This window comes from Mycolicibacterium agri (assembly GCF_002553505.1).
Lineage (GTDB): Bacteria > Actinomycetota > Actinomycetes > Mycobacteriales > Mycobacteriaceae > Mycobacterium > Mycobacterium agri.
On sequence record NZ_PDCP01000004.1, the window covers coordinates 66,078 to 93,048 of the forward strand.

25 protein-coding genes are annotated in these 26,971 nt (G+C 67.2%); 16 read left to right on the forward strand and 9 right to left on the reverse strand.

The genetic code is table 11. The features are described from left to right. Positions 1-17: 17 nt before the first annotated feature. From leuC to CQY20_RS03660, 3 genes are all read left to right on the forward strand, one after another. Positions 18-1,445: a 3-isopropylmalate dehydratase large subunit gene (leuC, locus tag CQY20_RS03650; RefSeq protein ID WP_097938297.1), complete on the forward strand. Its 1,428-nt coding sequence runs from the start codon at positions 18-20 to the stop codon at positions 1,443-1,445. A 17-nt stretch (positions 1,446-1,462) separates the two neighbouring features. Next, the gene (leuD, locus tag CQY20_RS03655) at positions 1,463-2,062 is read left to right on the forward strand and encodes a 3-isopropylmalate dehydratase small subunit (RefSeq protein WP_097938298.1); all 600 of its coding nucleotides are present in this window, start codon (positions 1,463-1,465) and stop codon (positions 2,060-2,062) included. Positions 2,063-2,258: 196 nt separating this feature from the next. Continuing rightward, positions 2,259-2,933, forward strand: a complete 675-nt coding sequence (locus tag CQY20_RS03660; protein WP_097938299.1) for an HU family DNA-binding protein — start codon at positions 2,259-2,261, stop codon at positions 2,931-2,933. Positions 2,934-2,996: 63 nt separating this feature from the next. Here CQY20_RS03660 and CQY20_RS36075 read toward each other — a convergent pair whose 3' ends face one another. The 5 genes from CQY20_RS36075 to cofC all read right to left on the reverse strand — a co-directional run bounded on the left by CQY20_RS36075 (position 2,997) and on the right by cofC (position 8,060). Continuing rightward, a complete protein-coding gene (locus tag CQY20_RS36075) occupies positions 2,997-3,593 on the reverse strand; it encodes a methyltransferase (RefSeq protein ID WP_308494421.1) in 597 nt (198 codons plus the stop codon). Further along, positions 3,557-3,967: a methyltransferase family protein gene (locus tag CQY20_RS36080; RefSeq protein ID WP_308494420.1), complete on the reverse strand. Its 411-nt coding sequence runs from the start codon at positions 3,965-3,967 to the stop codon at positions 3,557-3,559. Before CQY20_RS36080 ends, CQY20_RS36075 begins: the two co-directional genes overlap by 37 nt. Before the next feature lie 163 nt (positions 3,968-4,130). Further along, the gene (gene mutT1, locus CQY20_RS03670) at positions 4,131-5,069 is read right to left on the reverse strand and encodes an 8-oxo-(d)GTP phosphatase MutT1 (protein WP_097938300.1); all 939 of its coding nucleotides are present in this window, start codon (positions 5,067-5,069) and stop codon (positions 4,131-4,133) included. Positions 5,070-5,106: 37 nt separating this feature from the next. Then, the gene (locus CQY20_RS03675; protein ID WP_174814646.1) at positions 5,107-7,284 is read right to left on the reverse strand and encodes an RNA degradosome polyphosphate kinase; all 2,178 of its coding nucleotides are present in this window, start codon (positions 7,282-7,284) and stop codon (positions 5,107-5,109) included. 122 nt (positions 7,285-7,406) lie between these two features. Beyond that, on the reverse strand, positions 7,407-8,060 hold the full coding sequence (cofC, locus tag CQY20_RS03680; protein WP_097938302.1) for a 2-phospho-L-lactate guanylyltransferase: 654 nt from the start codon (positions 8,058-8,060) through the stop codon (positions 7,407-7,409). Between the two features lie 93 nt (positions 8,061-8,153). On the opposite strand from cofC, the gene CQY20_RS03685 reads away from it, so the two are divergent. From CQY20_RS03685 to CQY20_RS03695, 3 genes are all read left to right on the forward strand, one after another. After that, positions 8,154-9,134, forward strand: a complete 981-nt coding sequence (locus tag CQY20_RS03685; protein ID WP_443093926.1) for an NAD(P)H-dependent glycerol-3-phosphate dehydrogenase — start codon at positions 8,154-8,156, stop codon at positions 9,132-9,134. A 5-nt stretch (positions 9,135-9,139) separates the two neighbouring features. After that, positions 9,140-10,243 (forward strand): cystathionine gamma-lyase, encoded by a 1,104-nt coding sequence (locus CQY20_RS03690; protein WP_097938304.1) that lies wholly within the window; start codon positions 9,140-9,142, stop codon positions 10,241-10,243. A gap of 61 nt (positions 10,244-10,304) precedes the next feature. Then, complete coding sequence (locus CQY20_RS03695) at positions 10,305-11,432, forward strand: D-alanine--D-alanine ligase family protein (protein WP_097938305.1); 1,128 nt, start codon at positions 10,305-10,307, stop codon at positions 11,430-11,432. 3 nt (positions 11,433-11,435) lie between these two features. On the opposite strand, the gene CQY20_RS03700 is transcribed toward CQY20_RS03695, so the two are convergent. After that, positions 11,436-11,984 carry a DUF3515 domain-containing protein gene (locus CQY20_RS03700; protein ID WP_234816084.1) on the reverse strand — a complete coding sequence of 183 codons (549 nt, stop codon included), beginning with the start codon at positions 11,982-11,984 and terminating at the stop codon, positions 11,436-11,438. A gap of 10 nt (positions 11,985-11,994) precedes the next feature. Beyond that, positions 11,995-12,237, reverse strand: coding sequence for an Lrp/AsnC ligand binding domain-containing protein (locus CQY20_RS03705; RefSeq protein ID WP_174814645.1), 243 nt, complete (start codon positions 12,235-12,237; stop codon positions 11,995-11,997). Positions 12,238-12,353: 116 nt separating this feature from the next. Between CQY20_RS03705 and CQY20_RS03710 the strand changes: the two genes are divergently transcribed. Both CQY20_RS03710 and CQY20_RS03715 read left to right on the forward strand, forming a co-directional pair. Further along, entirely contained in the window at positions 12,354-13,313 is a 960-nt protein-coding gene (locus CQY20_RS03710; RefSeq protein ID WP_097938307.1) for a thiamine-phosphate kinase, read from the forward strand. Between the two features lie 24 nt (positions 13,314-13,337). Beyond that, positions 13,338-14,018 (forward strand): uracil-DNA glycosylase, encoded by a 681-nt coding sequence (locus CQY20_RS03715; protein WP_097938308.1) that lies wholly within the window; start codon positions 13,338-13,340, stop codon positions 14,016-14,018. Positions 14,019-14,148: 130 nt separating this feature from the next. Here CQY20_RS03715 and rpmB read toward each other — a convergent pair whose 3' ends face one another. Then, positions 14,149-14,343, reverse strand: a complete 195-nt coding sequence (gene rpmB / locus CQY20_RS03720; RefSeq protein WP_097938309.1) for a 50S ribosomal protein L28 — start codon at positions 14,341-14,343, stop codon at positions 14,149-14,151. Between the two features lie 228 nt (positions 14,344-14,571). On the opposite strand from rpmB, the gene CQY20_RS03725 reads away from it, so the two are divergent. The 3 genes from CQY20_RS03725 to CQY20_RS03735 are packed head-to-tail and all read left to right on the forward strand — an operon-like array spanning position 14,572 to position 19,144. Then, positions 14,572-16,224, forward strand: a complete 1,653-nt coding sequence (locus CQY20_RS03725) for a fatty acid kinase ATP-binding subunit FakA (protein WP_097938310.1) — start codon at positions 14,572-14,574, stop codon at positions 16,222-16,224. 2 nt (positions 16,225-16,226) lie between these two features. Next, on the forward strand, positions 16,227-18,434 hold the full coding sequence (gene recG, locus CQY20_RS03730; protein WP_097938311.1) for an ATP-dependent DNA helicase RecG: 2,208 nt from the start codon (positions 16,227-16,229) through the stop codon (positions 18,432-18,434). After that, positions 18,431-19,144, forward strand: a complete 714-nt coding sequence (locus CQY20_RS03735) for an HNH endonuclease family protein (RefSeq protein ID WP_097938312.1) — start codon at positions 18,431-18,433, stop codon at positions 19,142-19,144. Before recG ends, CQY20_RS03735 begins: the two co-directional genes overlap by 4 nt. 102 nt (positions 19,145-19,246) lie before the next feature. Here CQY20_RS03735 and CQY20_RS03740 read toward each other — a convergent pair whose 3' ends face one another. After that, positions 19,247-20,086, reverse strand: a complete 840-nt coding sequence (locus CQY20_RS03740; RefSeq protein ID WP_097938313.1) for an aldo/keto reductase — start codon at positions 20,084-20,086, stop codon at positions 19,247-19,249. 290 nt (positions 20,087-20,376) lie between these two features. Between CQY20_RS03740 and CQY20_RS03745 the strand changes: the two genes are divergently transcribed. The 5 genes from CQY20_RS03745 to rsmD are packed head-to-tail and all read left to right on the forward strand — an operon-like array spanning position 20,377 to position 26,957. Beyond that, on the forward strand, positions 20,377-21,504 hold the full coding sequence (locus CQY20_RS03745; RefSeq protein ID WP_234816085.1) for an alpha/beta hydrolase: 1,128 nt from the start codon (positions 20,377-20,379) through the stop codon (positions 21,502-21,504). Between the two features lie 34 nt (positions 21,505-21,538). Continuing rightward, a complete protein-coding gene (locus CQY20_RS03750; RefSeq protein ID WP_097938314.1) occupies positions 21,539-22,318 on the forward strand; it encodes a thioredoxin domain-containing protein in 780 nt (259 codons plus the stop codon). Further along, positions 22,315-22,941 carry a vitamin K epoxide reductase family protein gene (locus CQY20_RS03755; protein ID WP_097938315.1) on the forward strand — a complete coding sequence of 209 codons (627 nt, stop codon included), beginning with the start codon at positions 22,315-22,317 and terminating at the stop codon, positions 22,939-22,941. The genes CQY20_RS03750 and CQY20_RS03755 overlap by 4 nt, the downstream gene beginning before the upstream one ends. Before the next feature lie 33 nt (positions 22,942-22,974). Then, positions 22,975-26,358, forward strand: coding sequence for a pyruvate carboxylase (locus tag CQY20_RS03760; protein ID WP_097938316.1), 3,384 nt, complete (start codon positions 22,975-22,977; stop codon positions 26,356-26,358). Further along, complete coding sequence (rsmD, locus tag CQY20_RS03765; RefSeq protein ID WP_097938317.1) at positions 26,355-26,957, forward strand: 16S rRNA (guanine(966)-N(2))-methyltransferase RsmD; 603 nt, start codon at positions 26,355-26,357, stop codon at positions 26,955-26,957. The genes CQY20_RS03760 and rsmD overlap by 4 nt, the downstream gene beginning before the upstream one ends. The last annotated feature ends 14 nt before the right edge of the window (positions 26,958-26,971 follow it).

Genomic DNA, 26,971 nt, shown 5'->3' on the forward strand with positions numbered 1-26,971 from the left:
TTGTGAGATAGTCAAGCATGACGACGGATAAGCGGCCACGCACCATGGCGGAAAAGGTATGGGACGACCACGTTGTTGCAGTCGGCGGTGGCGCCGGCGATGCGCGTGAACCCGATCTCATCTACATCGACCTCCACCTCGTTCACGAGGTGACCAGCCCGCAGGCGTTCGACGGGTTGCGACTGGCAGGCCGGCGGGTCCGTCGACCGGATTTGACGATTGCGACCGAGGACCACAACGTTCCGACTGTCGACATCGACAAGCCGATCGCCGATCCGATCTCACGCACACAGGTCGAAACGCTGCGCCGCAATTGCGACGAGTTCGGCATCCGGTTGCATCCGATGGGCGACGCCGAGCAAGGCATCGTGCACATCATCGGGCCGCAACTCGGACTGACACAGCCGGGGATGACAATCGTGTGCGGCGACAGCCACACGTCTACTCACGGCGCGTTCGGCGCCATCGCGATGGGCATCGGCACATCGGAGGTCGAACACGTACTCGCGACGCAGACGCTTCCGCTGCGTCCGTTCAAGACGATGGCGGTCAATGTCGACGGTGAACTGCCCGCGGGCGTCAGCGCGAAAGACATCATCCTCGCCGTGATCGCGAAAATCGGCACCGGCGGCGGACAAGGACACGTCATCGAATACCGCGGCAGCGCAATCGAGGCGCTGTCGATGGAAGGTCGAATGACGATCTGCAATATGAGCATCGAAGCCGGCGCACGCGCGGGAATGGTTGCACCGGACGAGACGACGTATGAGTTTCTACGCGGCCGTCCGCACGCACCGCAGGGTGCCGACTGGGATGCGGCGGTCGCGGCGTGGAATGCGCTGCGTACCGACGAGGGTGCCGTTTTCGACACCGAGGTGTACATCGACGCCGCGACGCTGAGCCCGTTCGTCACGTGGGGCACCAATCCAGGGCAGGGTGTTCCGCTGTCGGAATCGGTGCCGGATCCTGAACTGATGTTCGATGACGGGGAGCGTCAGGCCGCCGAGAAGGCGTTGGCGTATATGGATCTTCGACCCGGCACGGCCATGCGCGATATCGCCGTCGACGCCGTGTTCGTGGGTTCGTGCACCAACGGGCGCATCGAAGATCTGCGGGTGGTCGCCGACGTGTTGCGCGACCGCAAGGTGGCCGACGGTGTGCGGATGCTGATCGTGCCGGGCTCGATGCAGGTGCGCGCACAGGCCGAATCCGAAGGGCTGGGCGAGATCTTCACCGCCGCCGGCGCCGAATGGCGGCAAGCGGGCTGCTCGATGTGTCTGGGCATGAACCCCGATCAGCTGTCGCCGGGCGAGCGCTGCGCATCGACGTCGAACCGGAATTTCGAAGGCAGGCAGGGCAAGGGCGGACGCACACATCTGGTGTCGCCCGCAGTCGCCGCGGCCACGGCTGTGCGCGGCAAGCTGTCCTCACCCGCCGATCTTTAGTCGTTAAGGAGACAAGCATGGAACCGTTCCGCACCCACACCGGCATCGGCGTGCCGCTGCGCCGCTCCAATGTCGACACCGACCAGATCATCCCGGCGGTCTACCTGAAACGGGTAACCCGAACAGGTTTCGAGGACGGATTGTTCGCTTCGTGGCGCAACGACCCTTCCTTCGTGCTCAATCTGAGCCCGTTCGACAGGGGGTCGGTGTTGGTCGCCGGACCCGATTTCGGCACCGGATCGTCGCGCGAGCACGCTGTGTGGGCGCTGATGGACTACGGCTTCCGGGTCGTCATTTCGTCACGCTTCGGCGACATTTTCCGCGGGAATGCGGGCAAGGCGGGTCTTCTGGCGGCCGAAGTCGCCCAAGATGACGTCGAGCTCCTGTGGAAGCTGATCGAGCAGCAGCCGGGACTGGAAATCACTGTGAATCTTCAAGATCGCACGGTGGCCGCGGGAACGGTCGTGGTGCCGTTCAAGATTGACGATTACACCGCCTGGCGATTGCTTGAAGGACTCGACGATATAGGCCTTACGCTGCGGAAACTCGACGAAATCGAATCGTATGAATCCAACCGTCCGCGGTGGAAACCACGCACGCTCCCGACCCCCGGATAGGGGCGGAAGCAACCGAAATTAAGGTCCGCCAAACCGGTCCTCCGACCCCCTCGCCAGCGACCATGCGCGGCAAGCAGATTGCGAAAAATTGCGCCAGCAACGCTTGAAATTGCGCGTGGCTCTTGGAAATCAGCGGTAACTCGTATTACCGTGTCCTTCTAGTGTCCAAGGTGGATCACTGGTGTGGAGGTTTTGCATGAACAAAGCAGAGCTGATCGACGTACTCACGAAGAAGTTGGACATCGATCGCCGCTCGGCAACCGACGCGGTCGAGAACATTGTCGACACAATCGTGCGTGCGGTGCATAAGGGTGACAGCGTCACCATTACCGGCTTCGGCGTTTTCGAACAGCGCCGTCGCGCAGCCCGGGTCGCGCGTAATCCGCGAACCGGCGAGACAGTGAAAGTGAAGCCCACGAACGTGCCGGCCTTCCGGCCCGGCGCCCAATTCAAAGCGGTTGTTTCTGGCGCACAGCGCCTCCCGGCGGAAGGACCTGCAGTGAAGCGTGGAAGTGGAACTGGCACGGCTCGCAAGGCTGCCAAGCGCAGTGCGGCCAAGAAGGCCGTGAAGCGCAGTGCGGCCAAGAAGGCTGTCAAGCGCAGCGCCGCCAAGAAGGCTGTGAAGCGCAGTGCGGCCAAGAAGGCTGTGAAGCGCAGCGCGGCCAAGAAGGCTGTCAAGCGCACAGCTGCCAAGAAGGCAACCAAGCGCACCGCCGCCAAGAAGGCAACCAAGCGCACCGCCGCCAAGAAGGCGACCAAGCGCGCCGGCGCCAAGAAGGCGACCAAGCGCGCCGGCGCCAAGAAGGTGGCCAAGCGCACGCCCGCCAAGAAGGTGGCGAAGCGCAGCCCGGCCAAGAAGGGCCGTCGGTAATTTCTCGACAGATACGCCGTGGGTCGTCGAGACCCACGGCGTATCTGCGTATTACGAGGCCGGCTAGGCGGTAACGGCCTCGATCAGCGACACCGGGCCGACCGTCGGCACCGTGCGCGTGTAGCGCAACCCGGCGCGGCCCAACAGTTCGGCGTACTGCGCCGCGGTGCGTTCCCTGCCCGCCAGCGCCACAAGCATCTCCAGATCGAGCAGCTTTGCCATGTGCTCGCGGTCGTCGTCGGGAACCACCATCTCGACAAGCAACACCTTTGCGTGTGGCCTCATCGCCGCGCGCACGTTGCGCAGAATGCGTAACGCATCGTCATCGTCCCAGTCGTGGATGATGTGCTTCAACACGTATGCATCTCCGCCCGCGGGGACGGATTCGAAAAACGATCCGCCGATGATTGCGCACCGCTCGGACACCCCAGCCGCTTTCAGCAGTGTCGGCGCACCTTCGACGACGGATGGTGAGTCGAACAGGATGCCGCGCGTGGTCGGATACTTCTGCAGAATCGCACCGAGCAGCAGGCCGTGTCCGGCGCCGACGTCAACGACGGTGTCGAAGCGGGAGAAGTCGTACGCACCAACCACTGTTGGTGTCTCCATCGTCGACATGCTCGTCATGCCGTCGTTGAACACCGCGCCCAATTCCGGCACTTCCGGCAGCCAGTCGAACGCCGGCTTGCCCCGCAGGTGTTCGACGGCCGAGCGGCCCGTTCGCCCGAGTATCCCAATTGGCTCCAATGTTCCCAGTGCAGGGGATCACCCCAGAACAGCACCATCCCGCGGGCGGAATTCGGTGCGTCGGTCAGAAGCGATTCACTCACGGCTGTGAGCGCGAATGTCCCGTCGCGCGATTGTTTGAATACACCGTGACTAGCCAGTGCGCGCAGCAGGCGATGCACGCCGTCCGGATTGGCGCCGACTTGTTCGGCGATCGCTTCGGCGGTGAGCGCTTTGTCGCGCAGTGTGTCGGGAATGCCGAGTTTCGTCGCGGTGTAGATGCCTTGCGCCACCCACGCCGCGGTCATCGTGTCGAGCACGGAGGCGAAGGGAGGCGCCAGTTTCCGTTCGAGGCGGCGCAGCCGACGCCGCGCGGAATCGAGTATGCGAACGACTCGTACCGGTGGAAGTTTGGGTTGCGCGTCGGCGGTCAATGCTGCTCCTGGAGGGCTAAGCCGGCGCGCGGGCCGGCTATTTCTTGGATGCCAACGGGCTACCGATGTGGTCGGCCGCTAGCAAATGGCCCTGCCATGATGACATCACCCATGTACTGCCCTTGCGGTTGCGTGACTTATCCGGCCGCACACCATCGCGTTCGCACCACCACGCGATGAGATCGGGGATGACCTTGCCCTGTGTGCATATCACCGGCGTGCCTTCGGCGGCGGCGATCTCGAGGACGCGGCGGCGGGCCGCCTTGCGGTCCGCTGCGTACGCCTCCTCGGTCAGCAGCGGTTCGTCACGTATCCGAACGCCGAGTTCTTCGGCCAGCGGTTCCAGCGTCTGCTTGCAGCGCAGGCGGTCAGCCGCATACAACGTATCGGCGCCGAACGCCAGCAGCACACCGACCAGTGATTCGGCCTGCGCACGGCCGCGTTTGTCCAACGGTCGCAACCGATCGTCACCTTTGTAGCGGGACTTGCTGCCCGCTGTGCCGTGCCGAACGATCAAAACGGTGTCTGTGTCGGCGGGCATCTTCGCGAATCGGCGCAACACCTTCCGGTCGTGCGGGTAAGCGACTTGCTTCATCGCCGCCTTGACCGGCAGCCATTTCAACTCGTCTACTTCGTCGCCGGGAGCGAATTCACCACCGACGGCGCGCGCCGCCCAGTACCGCACCTTCTTGAGGCCTTGGCCCTCGATCGGATAGCTCACCGACGCCAATCGGCGGCCGAGGTGACAGTCGTAGCCGGTTTCCTCACGCACCTCCCGCACCGCGGTGACCGGTTCGCTTTCCCCGGCATCGACCTTGCCCTTGGGCAGCGACCAATCGTCATACCGCGGACGGTGAATCACCGCGACTTCGGTTTCGGCTCCGTCGTCGCTGGGCCGCCACAGCACCGCACCTGCGGCGAGGACAGTCTTGTTCTCGGGCACTGCGGCGGTGTTGGTGGACGAACCTTTCGGCACCTCAACTCCTGCAGGTCAATCGAACCCGGCGCGATTTTCAGGGCTGCCGATGGCGTTCCATCAGCCACACCTGATGATCGCGCACCGTCTGACCTTCGTGCGGCATCGCCGTCCAACTCGCGTCCGGGCCGAGCTCCCAGCACCGGGTCGCCGGATTCATCGCCGACTCGAACACCTCGTCCAGTTGCGCCGTCAGTTTCGGATCCTTCACTTGGGCCATCACTTCGACTCTCCGGTCGAGATTTCGATGCATCATGTCGGCGCTGCCGATCCAGAACTCATCGAGGGCGCGGAAGTGGATGATCCGTGAGTGCTCGAGGAACCGCCCCAGAATCGAGCGTACGACGATGTTTTCGGAGAAGCCCTGCACACCGGGCCGCAGCGCGCAGATGCCGCGCACCACCACCTCGACCCGCACTCCGGCCTGCGAGGCGCGGTAGAGCGCGTCGATCACCTGCTCGTCGACCAAGGCGTTGGCCTTCAGCCGAATCCGGCCTTCGGCACCCTCGCGGGTGGCCGCAGCTTCGCGTTCGATGCGTTCGATGATTCCCTTGCGCACGCCGTAGGGGGCGACAAGCAGATTGCGGTAGGAGTCCTTGCGCGAATATCCGGTCAGCGAATTGAACAGATCGGTCAGATCGGCGCCGATGTCGGGGGCGGCCGTCAGCAGGCCGACATCCTCATACAGGCGAGCGGTTTTCGGGTTGTAGTTGCCAGTGCCCACATGGCAGTAGCGCCGGATCGCCGAGCCTTCGCGCCGCACCACCAACGCCGTCTTGCAGTGGGTCTTCAGTCCGATCAGTCCGTACACCACGTGCACGCCCGCCTGCTCGAGTGCGCGCGCCCACTTGATGTTGGCCTGTTCGTCGAATCTTGCCTTGATCTCGACGAGTGCGACGACCTGCTTGCCGGCTTCCGCGGCGTCGATCAGCGCGTTGACGATCGGGGAGTCACCCGAGGTGCGATACAGCGTCTGTTTGATCGCCAACACATTGGGGTCCGCCGCGGCCTGTTCGATGAACCGCTGCACGGTGGTGGAGAACGAGTCGTACGGGTGATGCACGAGGACGTCGCCGTCACGCAGCGTTGCGAAGATGCTCTTCGGTGTCTCGCGTTCGCCGAACGCTGGCGGAGTGGCGGGCACGAACGGCGGATCCTTCAACTCGGGGCGGTCGACGTTGTAGATCTGCCACAGCGACGAAAGATCCAGCAGTCCAGGCACCTCGACGACATCGTTGGGATGCACGTCGAGTTCGCGCAGCAGCAGCTCCAGCATGTGCTCGGTCATGTCGTCGGCGACCTCCAGCCGCACCGGTGAGCCGAACCGTCTGCGGGCCAACTCGCGCTCCAGCGCCTGCAGCAGGTCTTCGTCGCGGTCTTCCTCCACCTCGAAATCGGCGTTGCGGGTGATGCGGAAGGCGTGGTGTTCGACGATCTCCAAACCGGGGAAGAGCACCGGAAGGAACGCCGCGATCAACTCCTCCATCGGCAGGAACCGCAACTCGCCGTTACGGCTTTCCAATTCCACGAAGCGGTCGACGTTGTCGGGCACCTTGATTCGGGCGAAGTGCTGACCACCGTCGTCGGGGTGTTTGACGGTGATCGCCAGGTTCAAACTCAATCCGCTCACAAACGGGAAGGGGTGCGCGGGGTCGACGGCCAGCGGCGTCAGCACGGGGAAGACCTGTTCGTGGAAGTACGCCGACAGCCTGTCGCGTTCGGCGTCGTCAAGCTCGTTCCAGGTGAGGATGACGATTCCTTTTTCCGCCAGCGCAGGCCGCACCAGGTCGAGGAACACATGTGCGTGCCGGTTGGAGATCTGCCGGGTGCGTTCGCTGATGCGGCGCAGTTGCTCACGCGGCGAAAGGCCGTCCGCTGAACGCACCGAAAGTCCCATCTCGTCGCGGCGCTTCAGGCCGGCGACGCGGACCATGTAGAACTCGTCGAGGTTGGACGCGAAGATCGCCAAGAACTTCGCGCGTTCGAGGAGCGGAAGCGACGGGTCGGCGGCCAGCGCCAGCACACGCGCATTGAAGTCGAGCCAGCTCAGCTCGCGATTGAGATAGCGGTCTTCCGGCAGGGCGTTGTCGACTGCCGGCGCCGTCGCCGCGGGCGGTGCGCTTGGGGTGCGCTGACTTTCTTCGTGTGCGGACGCCGAGTCACCGACCACCACGCCGGTGCCGTCCGATCGAACGTGCGCCTGGGTTTCGGTCATCTTTCGATCTTTCCTCATCGACTAGCCGAACTGCTACCGAAAGCCCGATCCGTCAGGTCCTGTTCATCCGGGCTTTGAGGTGGGCTTTTCTGGATGGTCCCCCGTCGGGGCGTGCGGCGCCGCTATCGGAACCGGCCGATGGCCGCCGCGGTGGCCGAACCGACGCCGAGGCGACGCGCCACCAGCAGATCGTCGGGTGTGTCGATGTCGCAGCGCAGCCCCGGCCAGGCCCCGGTCAGTTCGATCGCACCCGAATGTTGATGACGGCGCGCCGAATCGGTCCCGAACTGGGGGTCCAGCGGCACACCGAAAGCAAACAGCGCCGAGGTGCCGGTGCCATGCCGGTCGCCGACGAAGCTGCGACGGTACCCGCGCGCAGCAGCGACCGCTTCGGCCAGCTCCTGTGGCTGCAGTGCGGGCAGGTCGCCTTGTAGCGCAACCACATTCGGCGTCGACGCGCGCACCACCGCCTCTGCGGCGGTGATCGCATTGTTCAGCGGATTGCGGTGGCCCGCCGGGGTGGGGTCGGTCAGCACCTGCGCGCCCAACTCGAGTGCCGCCTCGGCAGCAACCTGGTCGGGAGTGACGACCATGACCGTTTTCAGCGCCGGGACCGCGAGCGCGGCCTTGATGGTGTCGATCATCATCGCCAGCACCACGGCTTCCCTGGTCGTCGCCGAGAATACGGGCGCGAGCCTCGTCTTAGCCGCGGCGAGCCGCTTGACGGCGATGACCAATCCGACGTCAGCAGGCCCGCCGGTCTGCGTGCCGCTCATGAGTTCTCATCCTGCCAGCCGCGCGCGGTGCCGCGACCCCCGTGCGGTGGTCATCTGTCAGGTTAGGGTGAATTTGTGGTGAGAGCCGCTGTGATGGGCGCCGGCGCGTGGGGAACGGCGCTGGCCAAGGTGCTGGCCGATGCCGGTAACGAGGTGACGCTGTGGGCACGCCGCCCGCAACTGGCCGACGAGATCAACGAGACCCACCGCAACACCGATTACCTCGGCGACGTGAAACTGCCGTCGTCGATCCGCGCCACCAGCGACGCCGCCGACGCGTTGGACGGCGCCTGCACCGTCTTGCTGGCCGTGCCGTCGCAGACGTTGCGAACCAATCTCACCGGCTGGATGCCTTTGCTCGGCGACGACGTGACGCTGGTGAGCCTTGCCAAGGGCATCGAACTGGACACGCTGATGCGGATGAGCCAGGTCGTCATCCAGGTGACCGGCGCCGACCCGTCGCGCGTCGCCGTCGTCACCGGGCCGAACCTGGCCAGTGAGATCGCCGAGGAGCAGCCCGCGGCCACCGTCGTCGCGTGCAGCGACTCCGGCCGGGCAGTGGCGTTGCAGCGCGCGTTGACCACAAAGTACTTGCGGCCGTACACCAATTCCGACGTGATCGGCGCCGAGGTTGGCGGCGCCTGCAAGAACGTCATCGCCCTGGCGTGTGGCATGGCGGCAGGCATCGGGTTGGGCGAGAATTCGATCGCGGCGATCATCACCCGCGGCCTGGCCGAAATCATGCGGTTGGGAATCGCGTTGGGCGCCAAACCCGCAACGCTGGCCGGGCTGGCCGGCGTCGGTGACCTGGTCGCGACATGCACGTCGCCGCATTCGCGCAACCGCACATTCGGACAGCGCCTGGGCGCGGGGGAGTCGCTGGAAGCCGCGAAGCTCGCGGCGGGTGGGCACGTCGCCGAAGGCGTCACCTCCTGTCAGTCGGTCTTGGCGTTGGCCGCCAGCTACGACGTCGAAATGCCGTTGACCGACGCGGTCCATCAGGTGTGTCACAAGGGACTGTCCGTGCCGGAGGCGGTCGCATTGCTGTTGGGCCGCAGCACAAAACCGGAGTAGGGAGCATGGACGGGTTGTACGGAGATTCCACCCGGAGCGTGAAAGCTGTTTCACCCGAGGAGATTCCCGGCGCTCCGATCGCGGCTCCGCCGGTTCCCGCTGCGGCCTACCACATCCCGTCCAGTGAAGACGACTCGCTCGACAGCTACGGCCGCTACCACAATCCGACCTGGCGGCAACTGGAGTCGGCGCTGGCCGAATTGGAAGGCGCCGCAGCGGCGTTGGCGTTCGGCTCGGGCATGGCCGCGATAACGTCGGTGCTGCGGGCGCTCGTCAAACCCGGCGCGACGGTCGTGGTGCCCGCCGACGGCTACTATCAGGTGCGCCGGTACGCGACCGATTCCCTGTCGCGCCAAGGCGTCACCGTGATCGAAGCAACGTGCGCCGAGATGGTCGACGCGGCGACGGCCGCCGACGTGGTGCTTGCCGAGACCCCGTCGAATCCCGGCCTGGACGTCGTCGACCTGCACCACCTTGCGATGACGTGTCGAAACCGCGGCGCCATACTCGTCGTCGACAACACGACCGCGACACCGCTTGGCCAGCAACCGCTTTCGCTCGGCGCCGACCTCGTCGTCGGCAGCGCCACCAAGATGCTGTCGGGCCACCACGACGTGTTGGCGGGATACGTGGCGGGCTGTCACACCGAGCAGATCGCCGCGATCGAGAACGAAAGGCGCCTGACGGGCCCGATTCTTGGCGCCCTGGAAGCCTGGCTGGTGTTGCGCAGCATAGGCACCGCCGGGCTGCGGTTCGAGCGTCAGTGCCAGAACGCACTGGCGATCGCCATGACCCTGCACTCGCGTCCCGCCGTCCGCTCGGTGCGGTATCCGGGCCTGACCGACGACCCGTCGCATGAGATCGCCAATCGACAGATGAAGCGCTTCGGCGGAATCGTCGCAGTGGAACTCGAAAACGCCGCGGCCGTGCATTCGCTGGTGCACAACAGCGAACTGTTCGTGTTCGCGACGAGCTTCGGCGGCATCCACTCATCGGTGGACCGCAGGGCGCGGTGGGGCGACCCGGTTCCGGAGGGCTTCGCCCGCATCTCGGCCGGAATCGAGGACACCGACGACCTGATCACCGATTTGGAGCAGGCGCTCGGCTGAAAGCCCAGGTCGCGACGGCAGAGGGTGCGCCTTTGCTTCGGGGCGGTAGCCTCTCTAGGTTGTGACTGCCCGCCACCAGTCCGGCTCCGCCGGTCGCGTCCGTGTTGCCGTCGTGTACGGCGGACGCAGCTCCGAGCACGCGATTTCGTGCGTCTCGGCAGGCAGCATCTTTCGTCACCTGGACAAAGAGCGCTTCGAGGTCATCGCGATCGGCATCACGCCGGAAGGGTCGTGGGTGCTCACCGACGCCGAGCCGGACCGCCTGGCCATCACCGACGGCCGGCTGCCCGAGGTGACCGGCGCGTCGGGTACCGCGTTGGCGCTGCCCGCCGACCCGAGCAGGCGCGGCCAGCTGCTGTCGCTGGGACAGGGGCCAGTCGAGCAGCTGGAGTCGGTCGACGTGGTGTTTCCCGTCCTGCACGGGCCCTACGGCGAGGACGGCACGATTCAGGGACTGCTGGAATTGGCGGGCGTGCCGTATGTCGGGGCCGGTGTGCTGGCCAGCGCGGCGGGCATGGACAAGGAGTTCACCAAGAAGCTGCTGGCCGCGGAGGGGCTGCCGATCGGCGCGCACGCGGTGCTGCGGCCCCAGCAGGAGACGCTGGATCTCGACGAGCGTGAACGGCTCGGGCTGCCGGTGTTCGTCAAGCCCGCGCGGGGCGGATCGTCGATCGGCGTCAACAGGGTCACGGCATGGGACCAGCTGCCCGCCGCGATCGCCGACGCCCGCAAGAACGATCCCAAGGTGATCGTCGAAGCGGCCATCGCGGGGCGCGAACTCGAGTGCGGAGTCCTCGAGTTCCCCGACGGCCGGGTCGAGGCAAGCACCGTCGGGGAGATCCGCGTCGCCGGTGTGCGCGGCCGCGAGGACGGCTTCTACGACTTCGCGACGAAGTATCTCGAAGACGCCGCCGAGCTCGACGTACCCGCGAAGGTCGACGACGAGATCGCCGACGAGGTGCGCGGGCTGGCCATCACGGCGTTCCGGGCGATCGACTGCCAGGGCCTGGCCCGCGTCGACTTCTTCCTCACCGACGACGGACCCATCGTCAACGAGATCAACACCATGCCCGGGTTCACCACGATCTCGATGTATCCCAGGATGTGGGCCGCCAGCGGGGTGGACTACCCGACCCTGTTGGCCGCGATGGTGGACACCGCGCTGGCCCGCGGCACGGGTCTGCGGTAACCGCTAGCGCGGCGGTCCCGGGGTGATCGGCGTCGCGGGCAGGCTCTTCGACACCGCGGCGGAGATCTGCTGGATGGGTGTGGGACCGGACCCGCTCGGCAGCGTCAGCGCTATATATACCGGGCGGTCCACCGCGAACCAGGTGCTGCGCCCGGCGTCGGTCACCTCGAACCACTGGACGGCGTCGACGACCTGCAGGGGCGCGCCGACGACGAACTCGACCGGGCGGTCCAGCCCGCAGCGCAGGATCACCGGTTCGGCGTCGCCCCGCGCCTGCCATGCCGCCGTGCCCGCAGGGGCCGGATCCGCCGCCTCGGCGCGCCGGTAATCGCCCAGTTGGTCGGGCAGCGCGGCCAGCAGCGCCTCGCATTCCGGGCTGTCGGCCTTGGGGGCGGGCACCGACGCGATGCGGACCGGCTCATTCTGCGGAGCGGACTGCCGGATCCCCGCGATAGCCAGCACGGCCACCGCCGCCGCGACGGCCACGATGATCGCCGCGATCAGCGCACCCCGCGGGGGCCCGTCCTCGCTGCGCTCGTTCGTGTCGGCCACACGGGCAACTCTAGGGTGGTGCCCCGTTCGCGATCGGGCAGGTCAGGGTACGGGTGATGCCGGCGACACGTTGGACGTTGGGCACGACGGTGTCCTGCAGCCGGGCCATGGTGTCGGCGCCGATGCGCACGACAACGTCATACGGGCCGGTCACGTACTCGGCCGACAGCACGCCGTCCAGTTCCGCCAAGCGGTTGGCGACGACTTCGGCGCGGCCCACGTCGGTTTGGATCAGCATGAAAGCCTCAACCACCCGCTGGCTCCTCCGTTTCGCTGCATAGACTCCACGCCGCAGGGACCAAAAGTACCGCAGCTTTGCTCGGCGTTCAGCGCACGAGGCGAACGCCCGGATCGACGGCAGGAGGCGCCATGGCCAACGACGAGTCGGCCGAAACGCTGGCCGGCGTCGGCGAGTTCGCCGTCATCGACCGACTCGTCGGACAGCGCACACAGCCCGCGGCGGTCACCGTCGGCCCAGGCGACGACGCCGCGGTCGTGGCTGCAGGCGACGGCAGGACCGTGGTGTCGACCGACATGCTGGTCGAGGGCAGACATTTCCGGCTGGACTGGTCGGCACCGGAAGACGTGGGCCGAAAAGCCATCGCGCAGAACGCCGCCGATATCGAGGCTATGGGCGCGACGCCGACGGCGTTCGTCGTCGCCTTCGGTGCACCCGCGGAAACGTCGGCCGATGACGCCCTCGCGCTCGCCGACGGGATGTGGCAGGAGGCGGGCCGATTCGGTGCGGGCATCGTCGGCGGAGATCTGGTCAGCGCACCGCAGTGGGTGATCTCGGTGACGGTGCTCGGCGATCTGGCCGGGCGCTCGCCGGTGCTGCGTTCCGGTGCGCGGGTGGGTGACACGGTCGCCGTGGTCGGTTCGCTCGGCAGGTCGGCGGCTGGATACTTTCTGTGGCACAACGGGATTGATGCATTCGACGAGCTGCGCCGGCGACATCTCGTGCCGGAGCCGCCCTACGGGCAAGGCCGAGCAGCCGCCGACGGTGGTGCGACGTCGATGACCGACGTTTCCGACGGTTTGATCGCCGACCTCGGCCATATCGCCGACGCGTCCGGAGTCGGCATCAGTGTGTCGACGGCCGCGCTGGCGGCCGACCACGACGCGCTGTCGGATGCTGCGGCCGCGGCAGGCGCCGACGCGTGGGGATGGGTGCTCGGCGGCGGCGAGGACCACGCCCTCGTCGCGACGTTCTCCGGGGCGCCGCCTGCGGGCTGGCGACCCATCGGCACGGTGCTCGACGGGCCGCCGCGGGTGCTGGTCGACGGCGACACGTGGCGCGGAAACGCGGGCTGGCAGTCCTTTGCGTGAGTGAACCCGCTAGGTTGACTTGTCGTGACGGCACGTCCGCTTCATGAGTTGGTTGAGAAGGGCTGGGCACGCGCGCTGGAACCCGTCGCCGGGCAGGTCGCGCAGATGGGGGAGTTCCTGCGGTCCGAGATCGCCGCGGGTCACCGATATTTGCCTGCTGGACCGAATGTGTTGCGCGCCTTTACGTTTCCGTTCGACGACGTGCGGGTGTTGATCGTCGGGCAGGACCCCTATCCGACACCGGGGCACGCGGTGGGATTGAGTTTCTCGGTGGCTCCCGACGTGCGGCCGCTGCCGCGCAGCCTGGAGAACATCTTCACCGAGTACGCCAAGGACCTCGGTCATCCGCCGCCGTCGACCGGCGATCTGACGCCGTGGGCCCAGCGCGGGGTGATGCTGCTGAACAGGGTGCTGACCGTGCGGCCGGGCAATCCGGCGTCGCATCGGGGCAAGGGCTGGGAGGCGGTCACCGAATGCGCGATCCGGGCCTTGGTCGAGCGTGCTCAGCCGTTGGTGGCGGTGCTGTGGGGCCGTGACGCGTCGACGCTCAAACCGATGCTGTCGGGCAACTGCGTCGCGATCGAGTCGCCGCATCCGTCGCCGCTGTCGGCGTCGCGGGGCTTCTTCGGGTCGCGTCCGTTCAGCCGCGCCAACGAGCTGCTCGAGGAGATGGGGGCCGACCCGATCGACTGGCGGCTGCCCTGACGGGCGCCAGGTGCGCCGAGTACGCCAGGTGCGCGGAGTACGCCAGGTGCGCCGAGATCGACATTTTGGCGAGTCTCTCTCGCACTTTTACGCCCAAATGTCGGTTTGGGCGTAATGAGGGGGCGGGGTGTTAGCCGCGGGTGACCTTGCCTGCCTTGATGCAGGACGTGCAGACGTTGATGCGCTTCTTGTTGCCGCCCGGGTGGGTCACGGCGCGCACACTCTGGATGTTCGGGTCCCACCGACGGCTGGTCCGGCGATGGGAGTGCGACACCGACTTGCCGAAGCCGGGGCCCTTCCCGCAGATATCGCAGACGGCAGCCATATCGAGAACTCCTTGAAATCAGTCTTCGGGGGTCTGGGTGCATTCGCCGCGACCGGCGCGGCTGGACCCGACAACCTGACCAGGATACCGACCCGACGAGCGAACACCAAAACGCCGTCCACCGACGGCGGACCCGCCCTGCCGTTGTGAGCAGCGATGTCCGCCGCAGTCGATAGGCTGGCGCCCACCGGGGGTTCCGTCAAGTGGAGGTTCGGAGGTGGGTGGCAGATGTCCGAATCGGGTCGGCGCCTGGACGCGTCTGCCCTGCGGGACTGGGCCCACACCGCCGTCGGCGACCTGATCACCCACACCGACGAGATCAACCGGCTGAACGTCTTCCCGGTCGCCGACGCCGACACCGGCACCAACATGCTGTTCACCATGCGCTCGGCGTGGGTGCAGGCCGATGCGTCGGCCGCAGGCGACGTGGCCGGGGTGGCCGCCGCCCTGGCCGAGGGCGCCCTGCACGGCGCCAGGGGGAACTCGGGCGTGATCCTGTCGCAGATCCTGCGCGCGCTGGCTGACGTCACCGCACAGGCCGCCGCCGACCGCCAGGACGGCCTCGCCGACATCGACGGGCGCGTGCTGGCCGCCACACTGCGCCACGCCGTCGGCCTGGTGGTGCTGTCGATGGGTGAGCCGGTGCCAGGCACGATCACCTCGGTGCTGCAGGCCGCCGCGGCAGCCGCCGAAGACGCGGCCGACGAGGCGGACCTCAGTGGTGTCATCACGGCTGCGGCCGAGGCCGCCGTCGTCGCCCTCGACAAGACCATCGAGCAACTCCACGTGCTGGCCGAGGCGGGCGTCGTCGACGCGGGCGGCCGCGGCCTGGTGGTGCTGCTCGACGCGCTGGCGAAGACGGTGTCGGGGCACGCGCCGACGCGCCAGGAGTACGTGCCCGCCCCGCCCGTCGCGTTCGACGACACCTCAGCACCCGCGGCGCCGCGCTTCGAGGTGATGTATCTGCTCAGCGGCTGCGACCCCGGCGGCGTCGAGCAGCTTCGGCAACAGCTCGACCGGCTCGGCGACTCGGTGGCCATCGCCGCCGCGGGATCAGACAACGGCGGCCGTTATTCGGTGCACGTGCATTCCGATGACGCAGGCGGGGCGGTCGAGGCGGGCCTGGCGTTCGGCACCCCCAGCCGGATCCAGATCACCGCGCTGGGTGCCGCTGCCGGCCAACACGCGGCGGCAGGCTGGAGCCGCGAGCGCGCGGTGCTCGCTGTCGCCGACGGTGACGGCGCCGCAGAGCTTTTCGCCGGCGAGGGTGCCCACGTCATCCGACCCGACCCCGACGCGCCGGACCCGACGTCAGCGGTGACGGCCAAGCAGCTGCTGCGCAGTTTCGTCGACACCGGCGCCGCGCAAATCATGGTGCTGCCCAACGGTTTCGTCGCCGCCGAGGAACTGGTCGCCGGATGCACCGCCGCGATCGGCTGGGGCATCGACGTGGTCCCGGTGCCTGCCGGGTCGATGGTGCAGGGCCTGGCGGCGTTGGCCGTACACGACCCCGAACGCCAAGCCGTCGACGACGGATACACGATGGCGCGCGCCGCTGCGGGTGCGCGGCACGGCTCGGTGCGCGTCGCCACGGAGGAAGCGCTGACGTGGGCAGGCACCTGCAGGCCGGGCGACGGCCTCGGCATCGCCGGTGACGAGGTGCTGATCGTGGCCGGAGACATCACCGCCGCGGCCGCAGGGCTCATCGACCTACTGCTCGTCGCGGGCGGCGAGCTCATCACCGTGCTCACCGGTGTTGGCGTGGATCCCGCTGTGGGAGAGGCACTTCGGGAACATGTGCACGACAAACACCCCGGCACCGAGTTGGCGACGTATCACACCGGTCACCGTGGCGACGCGTTGTTGATCGGAGTGGAGTAACCGTGGTCGCACTGTCTGACCGGCTCGATTTCGTCGTCGGGGAGAAGGCGGCGAGACAACTCGACGAGGCGTTCGGCATCCGCACGGTCAACGACCTGCTGCGCCATTTCCCGCGCAAGTACAGCACCGGCAGCACTGTGCTGGGGGAGGACAGCGAACCGCCCGAGGAGGGCGAGCACGTCACATTCGTCGACGAGATCACCAATGCCGAGTTGAAGACGGCCAAACGCGATCCGAAGCGGAAGTATCTGGTCATCACTCTCGGACACCGCAGGCCCAAAGTGACCGCGACGTTCTTCAATCCGAGGTTCATCAAGAAGGGATTGACACCAGGCGTCCGCGTCATGCTGTCCGGCGAGGTCGGGTACTACAAGGGCACAATGCAATTGACCCATCCGGCGTTCCTGATCCTCGATTCGGGCAAGGGATCGCGGTCGCTGGCGAAGATCGCGGAGACGTCGAAGGACGATAGCGGCGGGCTGGATCTCTCGGCGTTCAACCGGGAGTTCTTTCCCATCTACCCGGCCAGCTCGAAGATGCAGAGTTGGGACATCTACGCCTGTGTGCGCCAGGTGCTCGACGTGTTGGATCCGGTGCCTGAGGTGCTGCCGGAGGAGTTCATCCGCGCACACGACCTGACGTCCGAGGACCGTGCGCTGCGCGATATCCACTTGGCCGAGAATGCCGCCGACCGTGACCGTGCCCAGAGGCGCCTGACCTACGACGAGGCGGTTGGCCTGCAGTGGGCGCTCGTTGCCCGTCGGCACGGCGAGCTCGCCGAATCTGGCCCGCCCGCACCGAGAAAGGACGACGGCCTGCTGGCGGCCATGATGGCGCGGTTGCCGTTCGAGCTCACCGCCGGTCAGAAAGAAGTGCTCGAGACGCTCTCGGCCGAACTTACCGGGACGCGTCCGATGAATCGGATGCTGCAGGGCGAGGTCGGCTCCGGCAAGACCATCGTCTCGGTGTTGGCCATGCTGCAGATGGTCGACGCCGGGTATCAGTGCGCGTTGATGGCGCCGACGGAAGTGCTTGCCGCCCAACATGCCAGGAGCGTGCGCGACATTCTCGGCCCGCTGGCGATGGCAGGCCAACTCGGCGGCACCGAGAACGCGACGCGGGTGGCGTTGCTGACCGGATCGATGACGCAGCAACAGAAGAAGCAGGTGCGCGACGAGGTCGCCTCGGGCGAGGCGGGCATCGTCATCGGCACGCATGCGCTGCTGCAGGACGCCGTCGACTTCCACCGCCTCGGTATGGTCGTCATCGACGAGCAGCACAGGTTCGGTGTCGAGCAACGAGATCGGTTGCGCGCCAAGGCTCCCGAGGGGTTGACGCCGCACCTGCTGGTGATGACCGCGACACCCATACCGCGGACGGTGGCGCTGACCGTGTACGGCGATCTGGAAACCTCGACGCTGCGCGAACTTCCGCGCGGTCGCCAGCCGATCACCACGAACACGATTTTCATCGCCGACAAACCCAGGTGGCTGCAGCGGGCGTGGGAGCGCATCACCGAGGAGGTGCGCGCGGGCAGGCAGGCCTACGTTGTCGCTTCACGCATCGACGAATCCGACAAGAACAACGGCGACGGCGAGGGAGCGCCACCGGCCACCACGGCCGTCGAACTGTTCGACTATCTGCGCAGCGGGCCGTTGTCGGGGCTTCTGCTCGGCCTGATGCACGGCCGGTTGCCTGCCGACGAAAAGGACGCGGTGATGGGCGCATTCCGTGCCGGCGAGATCGACGTCCTGGTGTGCACCACCGTCATCGAGGTCGGTGTCGACGTGCCCAACGCCACGGTGATGCTCGTGATGGACGCCGACAGGTTCGGCATCAGCCAACTGCATCAGCTGCGGGGCCGCATCGGCCGCGGTGAGCACGCCAGCCTGTGCCTGCTGGCCACCCGGATGTCCGAGGACTCCAAGGCCGGGCAACGGCTGAAGGCGGTGGCGAGCACGCTGGACGGGTTCAAGCTCGCCGACCTCGACCTCGAGGAACGCCGCGAAGGCGATGTGCTGGGCTACGCCCAGTCCGGCCGAACCATCACGTTGCGCTTCCTGTCGCTGTTCGAGCACCGCGACATCATCGAAACCGCACGGGAATTCTGCCGGTCCTACTACGAGACTCATCCCGACGATCCCGGAATGGCTCTGCTGGCAGCGCAATTCACCGACACCGAGCGAGTCGAGTATCTGGACAAGGCATGAGCCGCAAACGGGTGCTGTGGTTGGCGATCGCTGTGGTCCTGGCGGTCATCGTCGCCTACCAGACGGTGTCGTCGGCGAACGAACGATCGGCGTGGTTCGTCGCGCAGGCCGACATCCCCACCATCACACCGGGTGTCGACGTGCTGGCCGGGGTGATGGAGGTGCCGCAGCGGATCCGCGGCCACGACTACCGTCGTGCGGCGTTCGGCGACACGTGGACCGACGACACGACGGCGCCCGGTGGCCACAACGGCTGCGACACCCGCAACGACATCCTCGACCGCGACCTCGTCGACAAGGCCTATGTGTCGATCAAGCGGTGCCCCAAGGCCGTTGCCACCGGCACGCTTCACGACCCGTACACCAACGCCACCATCTCGTTCGTGCGTGGTAACCAGACCGGCGCTTCCGTGCAGATCGACCACATCGTGCCGCTGGCGTATGCGTGGGACATGGGCGCCCGCAACTGGACCGACGAAGTGCGGACGCGGTTCGCCAACGATCCGGCCAATCTGCTTGCCGTCGACGGCCCGACGAATCAGGACAAGGGCGATCAGGAGCCCGCACGCTGGATGCCGCCGAACGTCGCGTTCCACTGCCAGTACGCCATGCAGTTCATCGCCGTGCTGCGCGGCTACGGACTGCCCGTCGATGCGCAGTCGGCCGACGCGCTGCGGCGTGCCGCCGCCACCTGTCCCGCGGCCGCCTGATTTTCCTCCTTGCGAGCAGACGCGTGTGCCCGCAAAAGCCCAGCAAGAGGCGGACCTTAGCGTTCCCCAGCTGACGCGTGGGCCCAGCTCGCGGAAGAAAAGTTAGGTGCCGGTGTAGGTGTCGGGATCGGGGCGGAACCGGGTGCCGTTGTCGAGCCCGTTCAACGTGGCCATCTCGTCGTCGGTCAGCTCGAAGTCGAACACCTCGAGGTTGGAGCGGATCCGCTCCGGCGACGACGAGCGCGGAATGACGACATTGCCGAGCTGAATGCTCCACCGGATCAGCACCTGCGCGGGCGTCTTGCCGTGCGCCTCGCCGACCGACACGATCGTCGGGTTGTCGAGCAGCCTGCCGACGCCCAGCGGCCCGTAGGCTTCGGTGACGATGCCGCGCTCGGCGTTGACCGCGCGCAGCGCCGCCTGGTTCAGCAGCGGGTGCAGCTCGATCTGGTTGACCGCGGGCGTGACGAACGACAGGTCGATGATGTTCGACAGGTGTTCCTCGTGGAAGTTGGCCACCCCGATCGAGCGGGTGTGCCCAACCGACTGCGACTTCATCAACCCGCCCCAGCTGTCGATATATGCGCCCTGCTCACCGGCGGGCCAGTGGATGAGATAGAGGTCGACGTAGTCCAGGCCGAGCCGCTCGAGGCTGGCCTTGCATGCATCCTGCGACGACTGGAAGCCCTGGTCGCTGGTGGCCAGCTTGGTCGTGACGAACAGTTCCTCGCGCGGCACATCCGAGGCGGCGATGGCGCGCCCGACGGCGGCCTCGTTGCCGTAGGCGGCCGCGGTGTCGATGAGCCGGTAGCCGGCCTCCAGCGCCGCCGAAACCGCCTGCTCCGTTTCGGAGTCCGACAGCTCGCCGACGCCCAGCCCGATAACCGGCATCGTGTGGTTGTCGTTGAGTGTGACGGTAGGAATCGCAGCCGCCGACGTCATGTCACCTATCCCTATCCATTGACGGTCCGTGGGTCGGGACCCCGTCCGAGTTCCATCGCAAGTCACCAGCAAGACCACGTCCCGCTCGCGGCGCTCGAAAGCCGAACACGTCGAAGTTACTCACAATTCTCTCGGAGGTCACTGACTCGGGATGACTATATTGCCGCGCCGGATTCGTCACCTAATCAGCACCGGTGCAGCCGTTTATCCGGGCTGGAAATCGTCGCGCTCACCCTGTGAAATCGTCGTACCGACCCACCCACAAATTCACAGACTTCAAGGGAGAAGCCGTGACCCAGAGTTCCCAGGCGCGACCCGCGGAATCAGTCGACGCGAACGCCACTTCCGCACGTCGCGGCGCCCGAACGCGAGCGCTCGACGTGGTGGGCAAGGTCACACTGCACACCATCCCCCGGCTGCCCGACGCGGCCCTGCGACCGCTGGCCGGCCGGCCGGTCACCATCGACGGCAACACCCTCGACGTCAGGCTGCAATTCATGCTCAATTCGTCGAAACTGGCTGGCAAAGAGGGCCTGATCCTCAGTGAGAACGTGGCCGTGGCGCGCAGAGAACTCAACGCCGTTGCAGCGCAGTTCCCCCGCATGAAGGTCGACGTCACCTCGACCGAGCTGGCTGTGCCGGGGCCGGCGGGCGACATTCCCGCCCTGCTCCTGCGGCGGCGCAACGACCGCGGCACCGCGGCGCCGCTGCTCATCTACTACCACGGTGGCGGCTTCGTCGTCGGCGGCTGGGAAACACACGGCAATCTGTGCGAGCTGCTCTGCCATGACGGCGGCGTGCCCGTGCTGTTCGTCGACTACCGCCTGGCGCCCGAGCACAAGGCGCCCGCCGCCCTCGACGACGCGTATGCGGCGTTTCGGTGGGCTACCGAGCACGCCGCCGAACTCGGTGCCGACGCGAGCCGCATCGCCGTCGGCGGCGACAGTGCCGGGGCCAACCTCGCGGCCGGCGTCGCGCTGCGGGCCCGCGACGAGGGTGTCGGAGCGCCCGCCCTGCAGCTGCTGCTGTATCCCGTGACCAACATGGCCAGTCACACCCGCTCGTACGGCCTGTTCTCCGAGGGATTCTTCCTGCGCCGCTGGGACATGGACTTCTGCAACGACAAATACCTGTCCGGCTCGGGTGTCGAGCCGACCGACCCGCGGGTGTCGCCACTGCTGGCCGACGACTTCGCGAGACTGCCCCCGGCGATCGTCGTCACGGCCGGTTTCGACCCGCTGCGCGACGAGGGCCGCCAGTTCGCCGACGCGCTGGCGGCCGCCGGCAACGTCGTCGACGCGCGCGAATACGGCTCGATGATCCATTCGTTCCCAAATTTCGCCAGCCTCGGCGGCGGGCCGATGAAGGCCACCGCCGACTTCATTTCCGCGATGCGTGCGCATCTGAGCCGCAGCTGAGGTAGCGGGCGGTTCCGCCGGTACGCTTAACGCCGTGGCAACGAAACCCAAGAAGAACGCCCGCTACGACCTCAAGGCCGCCGATCGCAGGCGCAACCTGATGATTCAGATCGGGTTGACGGCCATCGTCGTGCTGGTGGGCGTCGGGCTGGTGCTCTACATCGTGATGAGCGGCGAGAAGAAGCCGGCCGCAGGTGAAGCGAAGGCCGTGGAGATCTCGTCGAGCAAGCTGATCACCAAGGAGGGCAGCACCGAGCCCAAGGCCGTGGTCTCGTTGTACGAGGACTTCCTGTGCCCGCACTGCCGCGACTTCGAGCAGGAGTTCGGTCCCACGATCAGCCAGCTGATCGACAGCGGCGCCATCCGCGCCGACTACTACATGGTCGGGATCCTGGACTCGCCGAGCAACGGCAACTACTCCTCGCGGGTCGGCGGCGCCGCCTACTGCGTGGCCGACGAATCCAAGGAGGCGTTCCGCCGCTTCCACGCCGCGCTGTACGCGCAGCAGCCCGGTGAGACCGGGACGAGCTTCCCCGACGACGCCCGGTTGATCGAGGTCGCGCGCCAGGCCGGGGCGGCGGGCGGCGTGCCCGACTGCATCAACAAGGGCAAGTACGTGCCGATGGTCGAGGGCCTGGCGCAGGCCACGGGCATCAACTCGACACCGACGGTCAAGATCAACGGCCAGGAATTCGACGCCGGGGCAAAGTCGCCGGAGGATCTGGTCAACGAGATCAAGAACATCGTCGGCGACGTTCCCGGCCTGACCGCGGCGCCGCCCGCACCCGAGCCGACGCCGCCGGGAGCGCCGTGACCGTGACCGCCGACAGCTCGGCCGAGCCCACCGCTACGGGCACCCGGCCGGGCGTCGCCGTGCGCACCGCCAGCGCGGTCTATGTGCTGATCGCCGGTGTGCTCGGGTTGGCCGCGGCGCTGACGCTGACGGTCGAGAAGATCGAGATCCTGATCGACCCCGACTACGTGCCCTCGTGCAGCATCAACCCGGTGCTGTCGTGCGGGTCGGTCATGGTCACCCCGCAGGCCTCGGCGTTCGGTTTCCCTAACTCCCTCATCGGCGTCGTCGCGTTCACCGTCGTGGTGGTCACCGGGGTGCTGGCGCTGGCCGGGGTGCGGTTGCCGCGCTGGTACTGGGCCGGGCTGGCGATCGGCACGCTGCTCGGCGCGGCCTTCGTGCACTGGCTGATCTTTCAGAGCCTGTACCGCATCGGCGCGCTGTGCCCGTACTGCATGGTGGTGTGGGCCGTCACCATCACGCTGCTGGTGGTGGTGTCGGCGGTCGCGCTGGCGCCCAAGCTGGAGGGCGGCGTCGCGCGGTTCATCTACCAGTGGCGCTGGTCGCTGGTCACGTTGTGGTTCACCGCACTGGTGTTGATGATCCTGGTGCGGTTCTGGAATTACTGGTCGACGCTGATCTGATCGCGCCGCGGTAGGGGCGTTAGGGTTATCCGGGTGATTTCCAAGATCCTGGTGGCCAACCGTGGCGAGATCGCCATCCGGGCGTTTCGCGCCGCATACGAGATGGGGATCACCACCGTCGCGGTGTATCCGTACGAGGACCGCAATTCTCAGCACCGGTTGAAGGCCGACGAGTCCTACCAGATCGGTGAGACGGGACACCCGGTACGGGCCTATCTGTCGGTGTCCGAGATCATCCGCGTCGCCAAGCAGGCCGGGTGCGACGCGGTGTACCCCGGATACGGATTCCTCTCGGAGAACCCCGATTTGGCCGCGGCATGCGCGGAGGCCGGGATCACGTTCGTCGGGCCGGGCGCCGATGTCCTTGCGCTGACAGGCAATAAGGCCCGCGCCATCGAGGCGGCGCGCGCCGCGGGTCTACCGGTGTTGGTGTCGTCGGAGCCCTCGGCGTCGGTGGACGAACTGGTCGTCGCCGCCGAGAACATGGAGTTCCCGCTGTTCGTCAAGGCCGTCTCCGGTGGCGGCGGCCGCGGGATGCGGCGGGTGAGCGAGCCGTCAGCCCTGGCCGAGGCGATCGAGGCGGCCAGCCGCGAGGCCGAGTCGGCGTTCGGCGACCCGACGGTCTATCTCGAGCAGGCCGTACTGAATCCGCGCCACATCGAGGTGCAGATCCTGGCCGACCGCCACGGCAACGTGATGCACCTGTTCGAGCGTGACTGCAGTGTGCAGCGACGCCACCAGAAGGTCATCGAGCTGGCGCCCGCGCCGAACCTGCCCCACGAGATCCGGCAGAAGATCTGCGCCGACGCGGTCGCGTTCGCCCGCCAGATCGACTATTCCTACGCGGGCACCGTGGAGTTCCTCGTCGACGAGCGTGGCCAGCACGTCTTCATCGAGATGAATCCTCGAATTCAGGTGGAGCACACCGTCACCGAGGAGATCACCGACGTCGACCTGGTCGCCAGCCAGATGCGGATCGCCGACGGGGAGACCCTCGAGCAGCTCGGGCTCAGCCAGGACACGCTGCAGCTGCACGGCGCCGCCATGCAGTGCCGCATCACGACCGAGGACCCCGCCAACGGGTTCCGGCCCGACACCGGGCGCATCACGGCGTACCGGTCGCCGGGTGGTGCCGGTATCCGGTTGGACGGCGGAACGAACCTCGGCGCCGAAATCAGCGCGCACTTCGACTCGATGCTGGTGAAGCTGACCTGCCGTGGCCGCGACCTCTCCGCGGCGATCGCGCGCGCTCGACGGGCCTTGGCGGAGTTCAGGATTCGCGGCGTGTCGACCAACATCCCGTTCCTGATGGCCGTCGTGAACGATCCCGACTTCCGGGCCGGGCGGATCAACACCTCGTTCATCGAGGAGCGGCCCTACCTGCTGACCGCCCGCACGCCGGCCGACCGCGGCACCAAGATCCTCAACTACCTGGCCGATGTCACGGTGAATCAGCCGCACGGTCCGCGCCCGTCGACGGTGTACCCGCAGGACAAGCTTCCCGACATCGACCTGGAGGCGCCGGCGCCGCAGGGCAGCAAGCAACTGCTGACCGAACTGGGCCCGGAAGGATTCGCGCGGTGGCTGCGGGAATCCAAGCCCGTCGGTGTCACCGACACCACCTTCCGCGATGCGCATCAGTCGCTGCTGGCGACGCGGGTACGCACCAATGGGCTGTTGATGGTGGCGCCATACATCGCGAGGATGACGCCGCAGCTGCTGTCGATCGAATGCTGGGGCGGCGCGACTTACGATGTGGCACTGCGATTCTTGAAAGAAGACCCGTGGGAGCGGCTGGCCGCGCTGCGGGAGGCGATCCCCAACATCTGCCTGCAGATGCTGCTGCGGGGCCGCAACACCGTCGGCTACACCCCGTATCCGGAACTGGTCACCAAGGCGTTCATCGAGGAGGCCACGGCCACCGGCATCGACATCTACCGCATCTTCGATGCGCTGAACAACGTCGAGTCGATGCGGCCGGCGATCGATGCCGTGCGTGAAACCGGCGGTGCGATAGCCGAAGTCGCGATGAGCTACACCGGCGATCTGTCCGATCCCGGCGAAAACCTCTACACGCTCGACTATTACCTCAAGCTCGCCGAGCAGATCGTCGACGCGGGCGCGCACGTGCTGGCGATCAAGGACATGGCGGGGCTGCTGCGGCCGCAGGCGGCCGCGACGTTGGTCGGCGCGTTGCGCAGTCGATTCGACCTGCCGGTGCACGTGCATACCCACGACACTCCCGGCGGGCAGCTCGCGACTTATCTGGCGGCGTGGCAGGCCGGCGCCAGCGCGGTCGACGGCGCCTCCGCGCCGCTGGCAGGCACCACCAGCCAACCCGCGCTGAGTTCGATCGTCGCCGCCACCGCGCACACCGAATACGACACCGGGCTGTCGCTGGACGCCGTGTGCGCACTCGAGCCGTACTGGGAAGCACTGCGAAAGGTGTACGCGCCGTTCGAGTCTGGCCTTCCTGCGCCCACAGGCCGGGTGTATCACCACGAGATCCCCGGCGGTCAGCTGTCGAACCTGCGCCAGCAGGCGATCGCACTCGGGCTGGGCGACCGCTTCGAGGAGATCGAGGAGAACTACGCGGCCGCCGACCGTATCCTCGGCAGGCTGGTGAAGGTGACGCCGTCGTCGAAGGTGGTGGGCGATCTGGCGTTGGCGTTGGTCGGAGCCGGTGTGACCGCCGACGAATTCGCTTCGGACCCATCGCGATTCGACATACCCGACTCGGTCATCGAATTCCTGCGCGGCGAGTTGGGTGACCCGCCGGGTGGCTGGCCGGAACCGTTGCGCACCAAGGCGCTCGCCGGTCGTCCGCCCGCCAAGCCCACCCGAGAGCTCACCCCCGAAGACGAGGCGGCGCTCGCGCTGGCGGGTCCGAAACGTCAGGCGCACCTCAACCGGCTGCTGTTCCCCGGTCCGACAAAGGAATTCGAGGCCCACCGCGATCAGTACGGCGACACCTCGAGCCTTTCGGCGAACCAGTTCTTCTACGGTTTGCGCCGCGGCGACGAGCACCGTGTGAAACTCGAACGCGGCGTTGAGCTTTTGATCGGGTTGGAGGCGATCTCCGAGCCCGACGACCGCGGCATGCGCACGGTGATGTGCATCCTTAACGGCCAACTGCGCCCGGTTCTGGTTCGCGACCGCAGCATCGCCAGCGAGGTGCCCGCCGCGGAGAAGGCCGACCGCAACAACCCCGACCATGTCGCTGCGCCGTTCGCCGGCGTGGTCACGGTCGCGGTCGCTGACGGCGACAAGGTGGAGGCAGGCCAGACCATCGCCACCATCGAGGCGATGAAGATGGAGGCCGCGATCACCGCGCCCAAGGCGGGCACCGTCAGCCGGATCGCCGTGTCGCAGACCGCGCAGGTCGAAGGCGGTGACCTCCTGGTGGTGGTCAGCTGACCCGCATCGTCGCAGGCAGCCTCGGCGGGCGGCGGATCGCGGTCCCGGCCCGCGGCACGCGTCCCACCACCGACCGCGTGCGCGAAGCGCTGTTCAATGTGCTGACCGCCCGCATCGACCTCGACGACGCCGCGGTGCTCGACCTGTATGCCGGCTCGGGCGCGCTGGGTCTCGAGGCGTTGTCCCGCGGGGCCCGCACGGCGCTGTTCGTCGAATCCGACCACCGCGCGGCCGCGGTGCTCGAGCAGAACATCAAGACACTCGGCGTCGAGGGCGCGAAGGTGCGGCGCGGCACGGTGGCCGCCGTGCTGGCTGCTGGTGCGGACGAACCCGTCGACCTGGTGTTGGCCGACCCGCACTACGGCGTCGGCGAGTCCGACCTCGACGAGATGCTGTCGGCGCTGGCCACCCGCGGTTGGACGCGCGTCGGCACCGTCGTCGTCGTCGAACGCGGCGCCTCGGGGCCCGAATTGCGCTGGCCGGTCGGCTGGCAGCAGTGGCCGGCCCGCCGCTACGGCGACACCCGTCTGGAAATGGCCGTCGTCGGGGGAGTCGAAGCCGACGCCAGCGCGGCGCCCTGCGGAGCTGAGCTGCCCTGATAGCGTCGTGCACC

Coding starts and splice junctions, on each gene's coding strand:
- leuC (WP_097938297.1), top strand. CDS start 18: ATGACGACGGATAAGCGGCCACGCACCATGGCGGAAAAGGTATGGGAC.
- leuD (WP_097938298.1), top strand. CDS start 1,463: ATGGAACCGTTCCGCACCCACACCGGCATCGGCGTGCCGCTGCGCCGC.
- CQY20_RS03660 (WP_097938299.1), top strand. CDS start 2,259: ATGAACAAAGCAGAGCTGATCGACGTACTCACGAAGAAGTTGGACATC.
- CQY20_RS36080 (WP_308494420.1), bottom strand. CDS start 3,967: ATGACCGCGGCGTGGGTGGCGCAAGGCATCTACACCGCGACGAAACTC.
- CQY20_RS03675 (WP_174814646.1), bottom strand. CDS start 7,284: ATGACCGAAACCCAGGCGCACGTTCGATCGGACGGCACCGGCGTGGTG.
- cofC (WP_097938302.1), bottom strand. CDS start 8,060: ATGAGCGGCACGCAGACCGGCGGGCCTGCTGACGTCGGATTGGTCATC.
- CQY20_RS03685 (WP_443093926.1), top strand. CDS start 8,154: ATGGGCGCCGGCGCGTGGGGAACGGCGCTGGCCAAGGTGCTGGCCGAT.
- CQY20_RS03690 (WP_097938304.1), top strand. CDS start 9,140: ATGGACGGGTTGTACGGAGATTCCACCCGGAGCGTGAAAGCTGTTTCA.
- CQY20_RS03710 (WP_097938307.1), top strand. CDS start 12,354: ATGGCCAACGACGAGTCGGCCGAAACGCTGGCCGGCGTCGGCGAGTTC.
- rpmB (WP_097938309.1), bottom strand. CDS start 14,343: ATGGCTGCCGTCTGCGATATCTGCGGGAAGGGCCCCGGCTTCGGCAAG.
- CQY20_RS03725 (WP_097938310.1), top strand. CDS start 14,572: ATGTCCGAATCGGGTCGGCGCCTGGACGCGTCTGCCCTGCGGGACTGG.
- CQY20_RS03735 (WP_097938312.1), top strand. CDS start 18,431: ATGAGCCGCAAACGGGTGCTGTGGTTGGCGATCGCTGTGGTCCTGGCG.
- CQY20_RS03740 (WP_097938313.1), bottom strand. CDS start 20,086: ATGACGTCGGCGGCTGCGATTCCTACCGTCACACTCAACGACAACCAC.